This window comes from Sorangium sp. So ce448, assembly GCF_051520915.1.
Lineage (GTDB): Bacteria > Myxococcota_A > Polyangia > Polyangiales > Polyangiaceae > Sorangium > Sorangium cellulosum_B.
This window is the reverse complement of the sequence record NZ_CP150343.1, coordinates 5,108,186-5,122,509: the sequence shown is the minus strand read 5'-3', so window position 1 is coordinate 5,122,509 and position 14,324 is coordinate 5,108,186. Positions and strand designations below refer to the sequence as shown.

The 14,324-nt window shown below is 68.1% G+C and carries 9 protein-coding genes; 2 read left to right on the top strand and 7 right to left on the bottom strand.

The genetic code is table 11. The annotated features are described in order from the left end of the window. The first annotated feature begins 272 nt into the window (after window positions 1–272). A complete protein-coding gene (locus WMF45_RS19245) occupies window positions 273–1,493 on the top strand; it encodes a hypothetical protein (RefSeq protein ID WP_437718336.1) in 1,221 nt (406 codons plus the stop codon). A 390-nt stretch (window positions 1,494–1,883) separates the two neighbouring features. On the opposite strand, the gene WMF45_RS19240 is transcribed toward WMF45_RS19245, so the two are convergent. Continuing rightward, entirely contained in the window at window positions 1,884–2,867 is a 984-nt protein-coding gene (locus tag WMF45_RS19240) for an asparaginase (RefSeq protein ID WP_437718335.1), read from the bottom strand. Window positions 2,868–2,940: 73 nt separating this feature from the next. After that, the gene (locus WMF45_RS19235) at window positions 2,941–4,608 is read right to left on the bottom strand and encodes a sigma 54-interacting transcriptional regulator (RefSeq protein WP_437718334.1); all 1,668 of its coding nucleotides are present in this window, start codon (window positions 4,606–4,608) and stop codon (window positions 2,941–2,943) included. Window positions 4,609–5,021: 413 nt separating this feature from the next. Between WMF45_RS19235 and WMF45_RS19230 the strand changes: the two genes are divergently transcribed. Continuing rightward, window positions 5,022–6,725: a S53 family peptidase gene (locus WMF45_RS19230; RefSeq protein ID WP_437718333.1), complete on the top strand. Its 1,704-nt coding sequence runs from the start codon at window positions 5,022–5,024 to the stop codon at window positions 6,723–6,725. 153 nt (window positions 6,726–6,878) lie between these two features. Here the strand turns inward: WMF45_RS19230 and WMF45_RS19225 are convergent, their stop codons facing one another. The 5 genes from WMF45_RS19225 to WMF45_RS19205 form a co-directional block, all read right to left on the bottom strand. After that, window positions 6,879–8,270 carry a TfuA-like protein gene (locus WMF45_RS19225; RefSeq protein WP_437718332.1) on the bottom strand — a complete coding sequence of 464 codons (1,392 nt, stop codon included), beginning with the start codon at window positions 8,268–8,270 and terminating at the stop codon, window positions 6,879–6,881. Next, window positions 8,267–9,487: a YcaO-like family protein gene (locus WMF45_RS19220; protein WP_437718331.1), complete on the bottom strand. Its 1,221-nt coding sequence runs from the start codon at window positions 9,485–9,487 to the stop codon at window positions 8,267–8,269. Before WMF45_RS19220 ends, WMF45_RS19225 begins: the two co-directional genes overlap by 4 nt. 83 nt (window positions 9,488–9,570) lie before the next feature. Continuing rightward, complete coding sequence (locus WMF45_RS19215) at window positions 9,571–9,906, bottom strand: hypothetical protein (RefSeq protein ID WP_437718330.1); 336 nt, start codon at window positions 9,904–9,906, stop codon at window positions 9,571–9,573. A 76-nt stretch (window positions 9,907–9,982) separates the two neighbouring features. After that, the gene (locus WMF45_RS19210; protein ID WP_437718329.1) at window positions 9,983–10,300 is read right to left on the bottom strand and encodes a hypothetical protein; all 318 of its coding nucleotides are present in this window, start codon (window positions 10,298–10,300) and stop codon (window positions 9,983–9,985) included. Window positions 10,301–10,351: 51 nt separating this feature from the next. Then, on the bottom strand, window positions 10,352–14,134 hold the full coding sequence (locus WMF45_RS19205; RefSeq protein ID WP_437718328.1) for a serine/threonine-protein kinase: 3,783 nt from the start codon (window positions 14,132–14,134) through the stop codon (window positions 10,352–10,354). Between the last annotated feature and the right edge of the window lie 190 nt (window positions 14,135–14,324).

Below are 14,324 nucleotides of genomic sequence, written 5' to 3'. Positions count from 1 at the left end.
CCCTTCTACGCAGCCGTTGCCTACCCGAGGTCGAGGCGCCGCTCGCGCGGCCCGAAGGGCGCTGTGGCTGACTGGCATGCGGGGTGCTCAGTGCTCAGGACACGTGACGGGACGCGGACCGCGCAGCGGGGCCTGAAGGAAGACGGCCCTTCCCTGCTCCGGGGCGAAGCTGCCCCGGCGAGACGCTCGGCGCCTTCCCTGGCCGCACGTGGCGGCTCTGCGCACCGAGCGCGGTCCTCTCTGCGCTGCATTCCGAGAAGGAGACACTTGCAATGAAACGATTCTTTTATCCGTTGGTCCTCGTGGCGATTCCGGCAGCTCTCTCCGCCTGTGGCTCCGGCCATTCGTCGGAGTCGGACGCGCTCGCCGAGCAGGACGAGCTCACCGGGACGGCCGAGGGCGCCCTCGCGTGCGGCGGGCTCGCCTCGGGGGAGTCTCTCGATCGAAGCCAGTCGATCCGGTCGTGCAACGGCCGGGTGAAGCTCGTGCATCAGACGGACGGCAACGTCGTCGCCTACGACGAGACCGGCGCGTCCTGGGCCACGCACACGGCGCCGCGGTCGGACACGACGAGGTTCATCATGCAGACCGACGGGAACCTGGTCCTCTACGCCGGCACCCGCGCGCTCTGGAACTCCAGGACGGCGGGAAACCCAGGCGCGCGTTTCGTCCTCCAGGACGACTGCAACCTCGTCATCTACAACACCGCCGGCAGGCCCATCTGGACGACCTCGACGTCCTGCCGGGCCTCCAGCGTCGTCGACCTCTTCGACTACATGACGCCGGGATGCAGCGCGAGCGGCCCCCAGTACACAACGCAGGTGACCGGAGCTCGATGGTACGTCCCGCAGGGCAAGGACCCCTCGGGCCGCAGGCAGTTCGTGTACGTGAAGGGCAGGAACGGCGCCGATTACGAGTCCTACACGGCTGACGAGCAGTGGATCCGGCTGTGGAAGGACACCTCGTGGGCGTACTTCGACACCGGCATCCAGACGTACTGCGATGAGCAGTGCGGCGCGCTGCACAGCCCGACCGACTGCAGGCACCAGTGGCGCGGAGACCCTGTTGCGGGCGGCTACGCCTACCAGGCCCCGAAGGACACCACCGACTGGGGAGGAGCGAAGGTGCTGCCGCGCTATTTCGACAAATCACGCGGCGTCCAGACCTACACGTTCGACATCTACGTCGACGCGCAGAGCGAGACCACCTGCGGCGCCTGCGACTCGTGGCACGAGGGCTCGACGTGGCAGCGGTACACGGTCGAGCACCTGTCCTCCGTCACAGCTCCGAACGGTCAAGTCTACACGGACGTGATCAAGAAGGTCATCATCGACGGCGCCGGAAAAGACGAGGTGTACTACTTCGCCAAGGGGACCGGCTGGATCGGCTACGAGGTGCAGCACTCGACCTACAAGGACTGGATCAACGGGACCACCACCGGCGTCAGCCTCCCGACCATCTGCCCCGGCGGTGGCCCGGCGAGCAGCTGCTAGCTTGCGCTTCGTCCGGGTGTTGCTGAGGAAGCAGCCGCGCTGAACCGCTGCTCGGATCCGAGCAGCGCGCGCGGCGAGCGCGCCGGAGGGGCGCCGAGATCCGCGGTCAAGAGCGCAACACCCCTCGGCGCCGGCGCCAGGGCACGCGTGTTGAAAAGAGCGTGTTGAAAAGAGCGGCGCGCCAGCACGGCCATCGACCGTCCACAGGCGGCCTCGGCGCGCCCAACCCCTTTCCGGAGTCTTTCATGACTGACCGTTACAAGCTCTACACCGAGGCCAACGCGAGCTTCTTCAAGGGCACGCGGGTCGAGGAGAAGCTGAAGCGCAAGGCGTCGAGCGGCGCCGGCGACGAGCGGCGCGGCCCGGGCGCGAGGGGCGAGGGGCGAGGGTCTACCCGGCAAGCCGGTCGAAATACGCGCGTAGCGCCGCCCCGTCGAGCCCCGCCCCGAGCGCGAACATCAGCGCGAGCCTCGCCTTGGGCCCCGAGAGCGCGCCCGCGGCGATCACCCCGAGATCCCGCAGCCGCCGCCCGCCGCCGGGCGCGCCGTACGTCGGCGTGACCCGCCCGCCGGGGCAGCGCGAGCTCAGCACCACCGGCGTGCCGGCCTGCACCAGCGCGCCGATCGCCGCCTCCCAGCTCCCGCAGACGTTCCCCGCGCCCGAGCCCTCGATCACCACCCCGCGCGCGCCGGCCTCCAGGATCGCGCGCAGCAGGAGATCGTCCATCCCGGACGCCATCTTGACGAGGTAGACCCGCGGCTCGGGCGGCGCGAGCGGCAGCGTCGGCGTCCTCGCGGGGCGCGCGTGGACGCGGACGCCCTCGCCGTCGACCCAGCCGAGCGGCCCCACGCCCGGCGAGGCGAACGTGCCGAGCGCGGTCGTGTGGGTCTTCATCACGCACCGGGCGGCGTGGAGCTCGTCGTTCAGCGCCACGAGCACGCCGAGCCCCCGCGCCGCGGGCAGGGCCGCGATCCGCGCGGCCGAGACGAGGTTGCGCGGGCCGTCGGTCCCCGCGGTGCTCGCGTCCCGCATCGCGCCGGTGAACACGACCGGGGTGTCCCCGTCGAGCAGGAGATCCAGCGCGAACGCCGTCTCCTCGAGGGTGTCCGTGCCATGGGTGACGACGACGCCGGCCACCTCGGGGTCGACCTGAAGGTCGCGCACGGCGCGCGCGAGCGCCGCGATCCTGTCCGGACCGAGGTTCCAGCTGCTCTCGAGGCAGAGCTCGGTGACCGCGATCTCCGCGATGCGCCCGAGCGCGGGCACGTCGGCGACGAGCTCCTCCGCGCGGACGGCGGGCACGGCCGCGCCGGTCTTCGGATCGACGCGGCTCGCGATGGTGCCGCCGGTGGTGACGAGATGAACACGAGGCATGGGGTAGCTCCGGATGCGGGACAAGCCTAGACCGACGCAGGCCTCGTGTCCTCGGGTCCGGGGGGTCGCTCCCTCACCGGGTACCCGTACGGACGACCGACGCCGCCGTCATCTCTGCCAACCCGAGCTCCCGAATGCGGCGCGAGAGCGCCTTCCGCGACACCTGGAGGCGATCGACCATCATCTCCACGTCGCCATGACACTCCGCATACGCCCGCGCGATCTCCTCCGGGGCAAGATCACCGGCCTTGCGGACGCGGCTGCAGCGCTCGACGAGCGCGTAGAGCGATGTCCTGGAGATCCGGAGCCGATCCGCGGCAGCCTTCAGATCCCACCGGCAAACGCGCAGCGCAGCCACGAGCTCGTCCTCGGTGACGTCCGCGGGCCTGCGCCGCTCCTTGCTGGGGCGGGCCCGATCGACTCGCGGCCGCTCGGCGTCGGCCGCGTGGGCCTGCGCAAGAGGCCATTCGCCGGCAGGCGCCGTGGAGGCACCGCCGCTTTGCGGATCTCGGGTGAGCAGCCGTTCGAGGGCCGGACCCGCCTCGAGCGCGGGCGCCCCGCGGCTGCCGACCACGAGTTGACGGACGACGTTGCGCAACTGACGAATGTTGCCCGGCCAGTCGTACCGGGCAAGACGCGCGACCAGCGCCGCCGGAACGAACAGGCCACCGCCCGGCGGCTGGTCGCGCCAGCGATCTGGCTCGCCGAGCAGACGTAGCTCCTCACGAAGGAAGTGAACGAAGAGACGCCCGATGTCGTCCAGGCGCGCGCGCAAAGGAGGCAACGCGATCTCGAACCCCGCGAGGCGATGGAGGAGCGGCGCGCGGAAGGTCCCGGCCGCGATTCGCCCCTCCAGATCCGCGTCCGTGGCCGCGAGGATGCGCACATCGGAAAGCTGCGTCCGGTGGCTACCGATGGTCTGGATCTCGCCGGCCTCCAAAACGCGCAACAGCATCACCTGAACGTCTGGTGGAGTGTCGCCGATCTCGTCGAGGAACAGCGTACCGCCCCGGGCAGCGCCAAAATAGCCGAGTCGGCTGCTGACCGCGCCAGTGAACGCGCCACGCTCGACGCCGAACAACTCAGCGCCAGCGAGCGAGGGGGGGATCGACGCCATGTTGACTGCGATGAAAGATCGCTGTCGTCGCGGACACAGCGTGTGAATTGCGCGCGCGACGAGCTCTTTGCCCGTACCAGTCTCTCCGCGGATCAACACCGGCACATCGAGATCGGCGACGCGACAGATCTCGCGTCTGACTCGCTCTACCGCCGGGCTCTTCCCCACGAGGCCGAGGTCGTTCTCATCGCCTCCTTCCGCAGGCGCGGCGAGGTGCAGCGCGAGCACAACACGGTCCGATAACTCAAGCACCACGCCCCGATCTATGTCCTCCGGAGTGAAATCCCGCTCGCTCCGGATCACCTCGCCATCGGCAGCGACCGACGTGGGGCTCTGGCCGACAGAGAGCCGGAGTCCACCACCACCTTTGGTATGCAGAGATAGAGGCGTCCGACTCAGATGAGGGTCGGCGAGCGGTGCGCCCCGCGTCGCGCCAGGCGCGCCAAAGAGCGGACTTAGTCGTGAGAGGTGGACCCCGCTCGCCGAGTCGGTATCCAGAAGGAGCGCCCGCTCACCGACGCGATCGAGGCATGGATGACACAGGATCGTGAGCGCAGGGACGGGAGGAGGGCCGACGGCGGCGCGAAACGCCTGGGTGGGCTGGATTGTCGACTCGAGGATCATGTCATCGTCACATCGTTACTTATCACCCGAATGCGCTGACATGTCCATCGCCGGCACCGCATGCCGTCGCGCCCAACGCCTGGACGCGCGTGCATGGCGCCACAAGGGGGGGGGGGCGCACACTGACACACATGTAACCAATACCCATACCCGGTCACGTCGATATTTTTCGGTGTGCATGTAACCGAGCTCGGTCACCCATCCGGCCCGACGGCGTCACCGCGTCGTTGTTCACGCCGGACATCCCGAGGGCCTTCAACCCATCGCGCGCAGCCCGATCGCAGGACGCGTTTCAACCAGCGTCGTTCTCTGGCACGCTGGGTGCAATCGTCCGCAGTACCTCACTGGCCCAGGGGCCGTATGGCCCCGCATAGAAGGTCCGAGAGGCGTCCCTCGTAGATGGAAGGAAAGCCATGGATTACCGAACTCTGAAAGACCTCGGCCCGGTTAACGACGACGAAGTCATCCATGTCGTCATGCTCTTGTCCCGCTTCTCCGCGGAGAAGCGCGCAGAGGTGAGGCGCTCCCTCCAAGATGACGAGAGCCGCTCCTTGGCCTTGGAGTCGCTGACGAAGCTGCACGGTGCGAGCGACGAGAGCTTCGCGGCGGTCCGCCGCTTCGCTGCAACGCACGGCCTTCGCGTGGACGCTGAGCGCGAACTCCCTGCCGATGTGACCCTGTCCGGTACGGCTCGTCGCATACGCGCCGCCTTCGGCGTCGAGCTCCGCAGGGTCAGCGACGGTGCCACGCAGTACCGTGCGCCGACTGGCGCGATCGAGCTGCCCCCGGAGCTCGCGGACTACGTGGTCGGCGTCCTCGGGTTCGATACCCGGCCCGTCGTGGGGCCGCTCGGTATCGGCAGGGCTCGCACAGACGCACACGAGCTGAAGCACATCGCGTTGCCTACGAAGCCCGGCCGCACGCTGTTCACCGCGCTCGACCTGGCGCACATGTACAACTTCCCGCAGGGTCTCGATGGGTCCGGTCAGAAGGTCGGCATCATCATTCCATGCGGCGGATTGCCGGTCCAGGTGCTCGCCGAGTACTTCGCCCGCCTTGGGCTGAAGGTGCCCAGCCTCACTATCGTCGAGGTGGACGGCGCGAAGAACGAGCCGGCTTCCCTGGACGATATCCGCGACTTCGTCCTGCATTGGGGGCTCGAACAGCAGCACTCGCACTTCGAGGGCGCCGAGGAGGCGGCCCGGGCCCGGACCCGCCCTACAACGGAGACTCATCTCGCCGACCAAGCAAGCTGGGACCTGCTCTTCACGATGGAGATCATGATGGATGTCGAGATCCTCGGGGCGGTCGCCAACGGGGCAGAGATCCGGGTCTACCGCACGCCCGCAGACCTGCCGGGCGTCTACGACGCCATCCTGAGGGCGGCGGACGACGGCGTCACCATCCTGAGCAGCAGCTGGGGTGCCGCGGAGGGTGACATCCCCGACTGGCCGGAGAAGATCGAGCGGGCGATCGAGTACGCGGTCCAGAAGGGCGTCACCCTCCTCTTTGCGTCCGGCGACCGAGGCTCGACCCCGAGCGCCTTCAGCTCGGACCAGGACAAGCTCCAGCCCTGCTATCCGGCGAGCAGCCCATGGGTCGTCGCCTGCGGTGGTACCACCATGGAGCCTGCATACCGCCGACCGCCCAACGAGGTCGTATGGAACGAGGTCGCGATCGGGCAACAGCTGGCGAGCAGCGGCGGGTTCAGCAACGTCTTCACGCGCCCCCAGTGGCAGACAGGTGTCAAGGGCGCGATGCGAGGCGTGCCGGACATATCCGCGAACGCCGCGTTGAAGTCCGGCGTGTGGCTGTGGTTCGGCAAGGTGAGCGCGACCTCGTTCGGCACGAGCGCCGCCGTACAGCTCCTCGCAGGCCTCACGGCACGGCTCTATCAAGGCCTCGGGCGCAGCGTCCCTCTACTCAACTCGGTCCTCTACAAGCAAGAGGTGCGTGAGGCGATGCGCCCGATCACGATGGGAAACAACGTCATTCGCCCCAACATCGACATGTACCATGCTGCCCCCGGCTGGAATGCGTGCACCGGCCTGGGGCGTCCGGACGGCGAGCGCCTGCTCGAGGCGCTCCGGAAATACTGCGGGCCGAACAGCCGCTAGCTCGGCCTCCACGAGTCGCGAGCGGCGCCAGCTACACCCGCCTGAGTCCGGCCAGGGTTGGCCGGACTTCGGCGCCGCTCCGCGGCGGCTTCACGCGGGCCGCTCCGGCGTGGCCTCTCGCATTGCTCGTCCTCCGCCGCGCGCGAGCCGAGCCTAGGCCCGGGGTTCGGGCGATCGCCCTGCCGGCGCGGCCCGGCGCGCGTAGATGAACTCCCGGAGCACAGCGCGTCGCATGGTGTCCACGTCCTCGAATCCGGCTGCGCGCGCATGCACGGCGAGGTCAGGCGGGACCGCCCGGCGGAGCCGCTCCTCGAAGTACCAGCGAAAGAGCTCCTCCTCGTCCATACCCACGTCGACAAGGCTCGGGCACATCGTGCCGCGTGAGGCCAGCTCGCGCTGCTTGTCCAGCGCGCGTGAGGCGAACACCGCGTACTCGCCGCTGGCGCGCAGGTGATCGGCGACCGCATCCAAGGCCTCGGGCTCGAACATCGCCTCGGCCCACCGCCGTTGCGCCTCGTCGCGGAGAAAGCGCTCGAGATCCGCCACTCCCTGCTCGGCGGCCCACCGCCGGAGCTCGAGGTCGTCACATATCCCTCGCTCAGCGCAGAGGGACTCGGCGGCGCTGCGGAGCGCCTCTGGAGGAACGTGGACGTTGTGCTGTCGGGCTATCTCCAGCGCGAGCGCCCGGGTCATCGAACCGTCTCGCACGCGAGCGTAGACGCCGGCCACCAGCACCTCCTCCAAGAGCGCGTCGTGAGGCGCGACTTCCCCGGCGGCGCCCGCGATCGGACGCGCACCAGCAGGGCGGAGCGATCGTCGCCCTGCTTCGCGCCGCGCCTGCTCCCAGGCCTCCGTGTGCTGGAACTGGTAGGACACCTGCTTGGCCTCGACCCTCGCCTCGAAGCGCGCGCGCATCGCCCGCAGCATGGAGAGCGCGTCGAGGCGCTTCTGATTCACACGGCCGCCGGGCAAGAAGGCGACGAGCGCGTCGATCTCCTCCTTCGGCAACCCGTCCGTGAGCCCTCGTTTGAGGAGATGCGGCCAGGTCCGCTCAGCATAAAAGAGCTCCTTCGCGATCCGAGCGAGCGTGGCGCGCGCCGCCTCCGTCAGCGCTCCGGCCGCGACGGCGGCGTGGAGCGTGCTGCGGATGTTGACCATCGCCTCGGACAAAGCCCGATACCCCTCCTCGGCAGCGCCGTGCGCCACGGCCACCTCGTCGTCGTCCTCCAGCTCGTTCGCGGCAAAGGCTTCATAGACGGCGCCGACGCCCTCCATTCCGAACGAGGCGAGCTCCGCGGCTCGCAGGGCGCCCATGCTGGCGCTGCCGAAGACGTGGATCCCCTGGGACATCGCAGAGAGGATCTCCTTGTGCCAGACGGCAGGCACGCGCTCGAAGTAGCCGTCGATGATCCCTATCGCGATCGGCCGATCGAGCGCGGCTCGGTAGAGATCTCCCTGCGCGACGGGGGGCAGGTAGATCGCGTCGAGCTCGGCGCGGGCCTCCTCGGCGGGGAGCGTTGGCCCGGTGAACACGTAGATCTTCATACGTCGCGCTCCGGCGCCGCGAGGCGAGCACGGGCCCTCGGACCAGGGATGTAGCCGGGGATGCCGCCGATCGCCTCGAGCCCGGGGATGACGACGCGAACGACCGGGATCCCGAGCTCCGGCTTGGTCAGATCAATCACCGCCACCCGCTCGATCCCGGCAGATCGGAGCCGGTGCAGCTCCCAGCGGATGTCGTCCTCGAACGTTTCGCCCTCCCAGGTCGGCACGTCGTGGAAGCTACGCCCCGGGCTCTCGTCGCAGATCTCGCGCAGGACGCGGCGGTGGAGCTCCGGATCCAGGCGCCGCTCGTACTCGGCGCGGCTCATGTCGTCGCGGGTGCCGGTGATCATGGTCATGCGACTCTGGACAGCCTCGGTGAGCGCACGCATCAACGCCACGTGGCGCGCGGGATGGCAGCCCATCCCCGCCGCCGGATACAGCGAGCTCAGCCCGCCCGTCGCGCGCTCCGCGATCATGCACCGGAACGCCGGGATGCCGACGTCCGAGGTGATCTCCCAGACGGCGACGGCGATCGCGACCTGCTCGCAGCGCTCGATCAAGGCGCGGCAGCCGGGGTCGTCTACGGTGCCGAGGTCAAGACGGGTGGCGCGACGTGCATCATCGCCGAGCAGGCTCCAGAGCGTGCCCGCGTCGCGCTCGACGACCTCGCATATCCCGTGGCTCACCGCCTCGCGCGCGTGGTTCCCGGAGGCGAGCCCATTCGAGCTCGTCAGGAATGCGCCGCTTCCGGTGGGCAGCGGCAGCGTGTAATTGGTGTGCACGAGCTCGAAGGGCACCCAGAGCGGCTCATTGCGGAGCCAGTCGAGCGCCTCTATCCAGAGCAGCGGCGAGCCTGGGTGGAACGAGCTGACGCGGAGCTTGGGCAGGAGCTCAACGTCGGCTATCGGGTGAGAGAAACGTAGCTCGTTGTAGCTCCCCAGCTTGAGCGGAGAGGTGATGCGCTCGGCATGATAGAGCTCCGTCGCCTCCATGACACCGGACGCCTTGGCGGCGGCGAGGTCCAGCCCCTTGCCTTGAGATACGGAAAGCGAACGTGCGTTCGGCCGGCAGACCATCACGACCGGGATGCCGATGATATCGAGCCCGGTCACGTTGGCTACCCGGGAGATCCCGAGAACAGGGAAGAGCGGCGAGAGCCGCTGCAGCGTGTCGGCGGGGGGCACGGCGCGGTGGGTACCTGCGCGAAACTGCTTCACGACCGCGCCATCGCGGCGAGCGTCCTCTACGCTGGGCGCTCGCCGCGACCCGGATGCGGCGCTGCTCCGTTCGCTGAACCCGCTCATTCGCGCGAGGGGATCTTCTTGTTGATCATCGCGATGTTGAGCAGGTAGCACGCGAAGAACGGCTCGACAATGTTTATCGGCATGTTCGCAGCGACGACCCCCCTCTTGAGATAGCGATTCTCAACGTACTTCTTCGCCGGCCCGCGGATCTCGAAGTCCGTGTTCTGCCATCGTTCCTTGGCGAGTCGAAAGATGCGACCATCATCGCTGGCGACGATGATACTGTCATCCTCTCCACCCGTCAGCTCCTTCGCGAGATCGACTCTCGAACGGCTCTCATCGTGCTCTTTGTCATCGCTCTCGTCTTTATCATCATCATCATCATGACTCACGGCTATTCTCCTTGCCTCGGTGAGCGTCCGGCGCAATTCAATCCGGACCCCAACGCGAACTCGTGTGACGTGGCCCCTATTCGTCGCACTCGACGGCGCAGACCACCTCGACCTGCTCGCTCTCGATGCAGGCTTCGACGCGGTGGATGAGCGGCTCCTCAGCGGAAGCCTTCATGATCTGCTCGAGCACGGCGCCGCTGGGGACGGCCCAGAGGTTGACGAAGGTGACGTGCTTCGAGATCGAACGATAACTCCGCTCGAGACGAACACCGTACGTCTCGTGCAGCATCCTCCGCAGCTCCACCATCAACCCGCTGAACTCGTCGAGCCGATCCGGCTTCACGTTGACGACGGCGTGCAGGTAACAAGGGGCGTCTCTCTCTTCATTGCTCATGCTATCGCTCCACGTCAAGTGGTGTCCGTTCTTTCGATCTCCGGCACAGGCCTATAGATATCTAAGCTGCTCCGCCACGTCGACGGCCTGCGCGAGGAGCGCCCGCGCAGCGCCAGCAGACCCGGCACGCGCCACGGCATCGCCGTCAGCACCTTCGAGGGGCGCGACCAGCCTGTCGGGAAGACGCTCCTGCTTCGGATCGAGCATGGCCCGAGCCAGATCGGCAGCTTCCCTGAGCCGATCGCGGCCGAGCTCGATGTCGAGCAACGGCAGGAGCGCCATCCACTGGAAGGGGTAGGCATAGGCGAGCGAGCGCCATGTCTCCATCGCGGCCAGCAGGAGCGACTCGGCCCTCGTGATCTCGCCTGCGCGAAACGCGACCCAGCCCAGGTTCGCCTGCGCCGCGCCCACATAGTCCTTCATCTTGCCGGCGGTCGCGACGGCGAGCGTCCGCTCCGCGAAGCTGCGGGTCAGCTCGACCGCGCAACGCTTGCGGAACGTCATCATGAGGTATGTCAGGCACCGCGACTGCAGCGGCACGTCGCCGATTCGCTCTGCCTCTCGCAGCGCAGCGCCGAGCTCCACCTCGGCCTCCTCGAGACCGCCATTGAAGAGCAACGTGAACCCGAGCGCGAATCGCGCGCCGCAGATCTCTCCTGCATCTCTCGACTCTTCGCTCGCCTCCATCGAGGCGCGCGCATAGGTCACGGTCCCGGCCGACGCCACATACCGCTCACGGCGCAGATCCATGTGCATCAGGGACTGGAAGAACTGTGCCCGCTGCTGCGACGTCCCCCGCCGCTCCACGACGGGTCGCAACCGCTCGACGAGCGCTCCGAGCTCATCCACCTGGGCAAGCCAATAGTGTACCCATGTGCGCTCCATCTTGACGTGGATCCACGCGTGCCACCACGCCTCCTCGCCGTCACTCGTAGGCTCCGGCCCGAGGGCTTCCTCCGCCAGCGCATAGGAGCGCAGCGCATCGTCGTGCCGGTGATGCGTCTCGCACGTCTTGCCGACCTTTCGACACAACCGCGCGCGTGAGAGGCGGTCGTCCGTGCGGAGGCACCGGAGCGCTGACGCATAGGCGGCCTTCGCCTCCTCCTGTCCGCCCGTGATGGCCAGAAGGTCGCCGAGGTTCTCGTGCAGGCGCTCCTCCGGTTCCAGCGACTTGCCTCCTCCTTCTGCCCGCGCGCTGTGCGCTTCGGCGATCGCGCTCCGGTAGAACGAAATTGCCTCGCCGTTCGCGTGCGCTGCGCGGGCACGATCCCCGGCGCGAGCGAAGTAGATGCTCGCTCTCTCTGGCGCTCTGGCCTTCGCGAAATGATGCGCGAGCGTGGCGTCAAGGTCGGGCGCGCCGGGCCATCTCGCCGTCAGGACGTCCGCGACGCGCCGGTGCAGCAAGCAACGCCGCTCCTCCGGGATCCGCTCGTATGCGACCTCGCGGATCTTGTCATGCGCGAAGCGCAGGCGCCCGAGCGCCGCCTCCTCGATGACATGGCGTACGCGCAAGACCTCCAGCGCCTCGAGCAGCACGGTGTCGTCGAGCTTCGATGTCGCCGCGAGCTGCTCGCTGTCGAACTCCCGCCCGAGGACCGACGCGAGCTCCACGAGGCTCCGTGCTTCTTCTCCGATGGCACCGAGCCGCCGATCGACGAGATCGGCGAGCGTGCGGGGGAACCGCATGGACGCCCTCAACGTGGCGTCCTCTTCGGCCCGCTCGTGCAGACGCCATCGCCCTGCTCGATCCCTGGTGAGCAGACCTTCTCCGATGGCAGTCCGCAGGTACTCCGCGACGAAGAACGGGTTGCCGTCAGAGCTCGTGACCAGAAACTCCACGAGGCTCCGGGGAGGCGGCCGGAGCGCAAGCATGCCGGAGACCATCGCGCTCACGCCGACATCGTCGAGACGGCTCAGCATGAAGCTTCGAACGCCCGCTGTCCGCACGAGCCCCGCGATCTCGGGCGACAGCTCTTCCATCCGGTACGTGCAGAGCACCACCATGGAGCGGCCCTCCATGCTCGTCTCGGCGAGTTGCTGCACGAACGCGATCGAGAGATCATCCGCCCACTGCAGGTCGTCGATGATCATGAGCAGCCGGTCGTTCTGGGCGAGGGCGAACAGCGCCTGCGCCAGTCCATCCAGCACGCGCTTGCGCGCCGCGTCCGGATGCAGCGCAGGCGGATCAGCCTGGGTCGCGACACACGGCACGGAGAGGAGCGCCGGCTCGTAGGATGCGAGCACTTTTCCCGCTGCGCCGAGCAGCCGCTCGGCCCCCGCTGCGCCGAGCGCGCGGCAGCGGTCTGCCACGGCGATGAGCAGCGAGCGGAAGGGGTGCAGCGGCCCGGCCCGGACCTCGCTGTCCTTGCCCGCCTCGGCGGCCACCGCGACACACTCGCCCGTGATCACCAGAAACCCACGGCGCTGCGCGACAGCCGAGGCTTCCATGGCGAGACGCGTCTTGCCGATGCCGCTCTCGCCTCCTACGAACACGCAAGCTCCCTGCCGCATGTTGACGCGGGACAGCGCTCCCTCGATCTCGCGAAGGGCTTCACCGCGTCCTGAGAACGTCGGGCGATATAGATACGGCTGCGGCGCCGGCATAGGTGGGGTGTCCCAGTCGCACGCGCCCAGGTCGCCGAGAATCGCCGCGAGGTCGTCGGCGTGCCCCAGCCGGTCTTGCGGAGACTTCTCCAGCAGCCGCAGGATCACATCCTCGAGCTGCGGTGGAACTCCATCGACCAGCAACGACGGGGATGGCGCCGGCTCGTAGAGGTGTCGCCGGAGCACCATATGAGGTTGAGGGTCCTGGAAGGGCGGGCTGCCGGTCACGCACTCGAAGAGCATGCACCCGACCGCGTAAAGATCGGCCCGCGCGTCGACGAGCTCACCGCTGATCTGCTCCGGGGCCATGTACGACGCGGTGCCGGCAAGTGCGGCCAGCTCCAGCGTTTCGCGCCCCTTCGCGCCCCCGAAGCGCGCGGCGATGCCGAAGTCGACGAGCACCGGGGTGCTGTCCAGCCGGATGAACACGTTTTCGGGCTTGAGATCGCGATGCACCACCCCGTTTCCATGGAGGAACGCGAGCGTTCGGCAGAGCATGCGCATCAGGGAGAGCGTCGACTGGATCGGCGGCGTCCGGCACCGCGCTACCGGCACCCGCTGCGGGCTCGACCAATTGTCGTGGTTCCTGGGTATCGTCTGCTCGGGATCGCGCAGCGTGATGTCAGAGGTGCCAGCGTGTCGTCTCCAGATGTCGCCGATGTGGTCGCGGAAAGTCCGCCCGCGCAGGAGTTCCATCGAGTACCAGGGCAGACCTCCATCGACGCCCTGCTGCAGAATCTTCACGACGCCTGGATGGCGAATCCGCTGGAGCGCGTGAATCTCGCGTCGGATGCTGCTCAGCGAGCTCTCCGCGGGCGTGAATACCGTTTTGATCGCGACGGGTTCGCCGGTCTCAACATGCTCGCCCTCGAAGACGACACCCATCCCACCATGTCCAACGAGGTGAACGACTCGGTAGGGACCGATCTGCGTGGGGCAGGCATTCGCAAGTTGCTCCGGTGTCGCCACGGGAGCCGATGGTACACCATTCGCTGTACCCGAAGCACGTCCCCCGACACGTCGTGCCTGGAGCCCACGACGTACGTCCTGGCTTCGCGACAGCGCGAGGCAGGTACCCGCCGGGAGAGGGCGCCGCTCACCTGGAGGATGCGAGGGCGAGCGCTGCGCTATACGTGAAAAAATTCGCCTCATCTGAATCGATAAACGCCTCTCTGCTCGCAGACATGCCCAACCGGGTTCGGCTGCGGGCGAGGGCGCTTCGGAGATCATCCGGCACCGCTGGGGGCATTTAGCAACACGCGTGCCGTACTTAGGACGCCGGTCCCGCACCGAAGGGCGTAGGATTGATCCGACCTGGATCACGTGACGGCGACAGATCGGCCGACACATCGCCGACGGACACATCGCCGACATATCGCCGGGTGGCCCCCGGTGGGGCGCGCTCTTGACCAGTTCACGG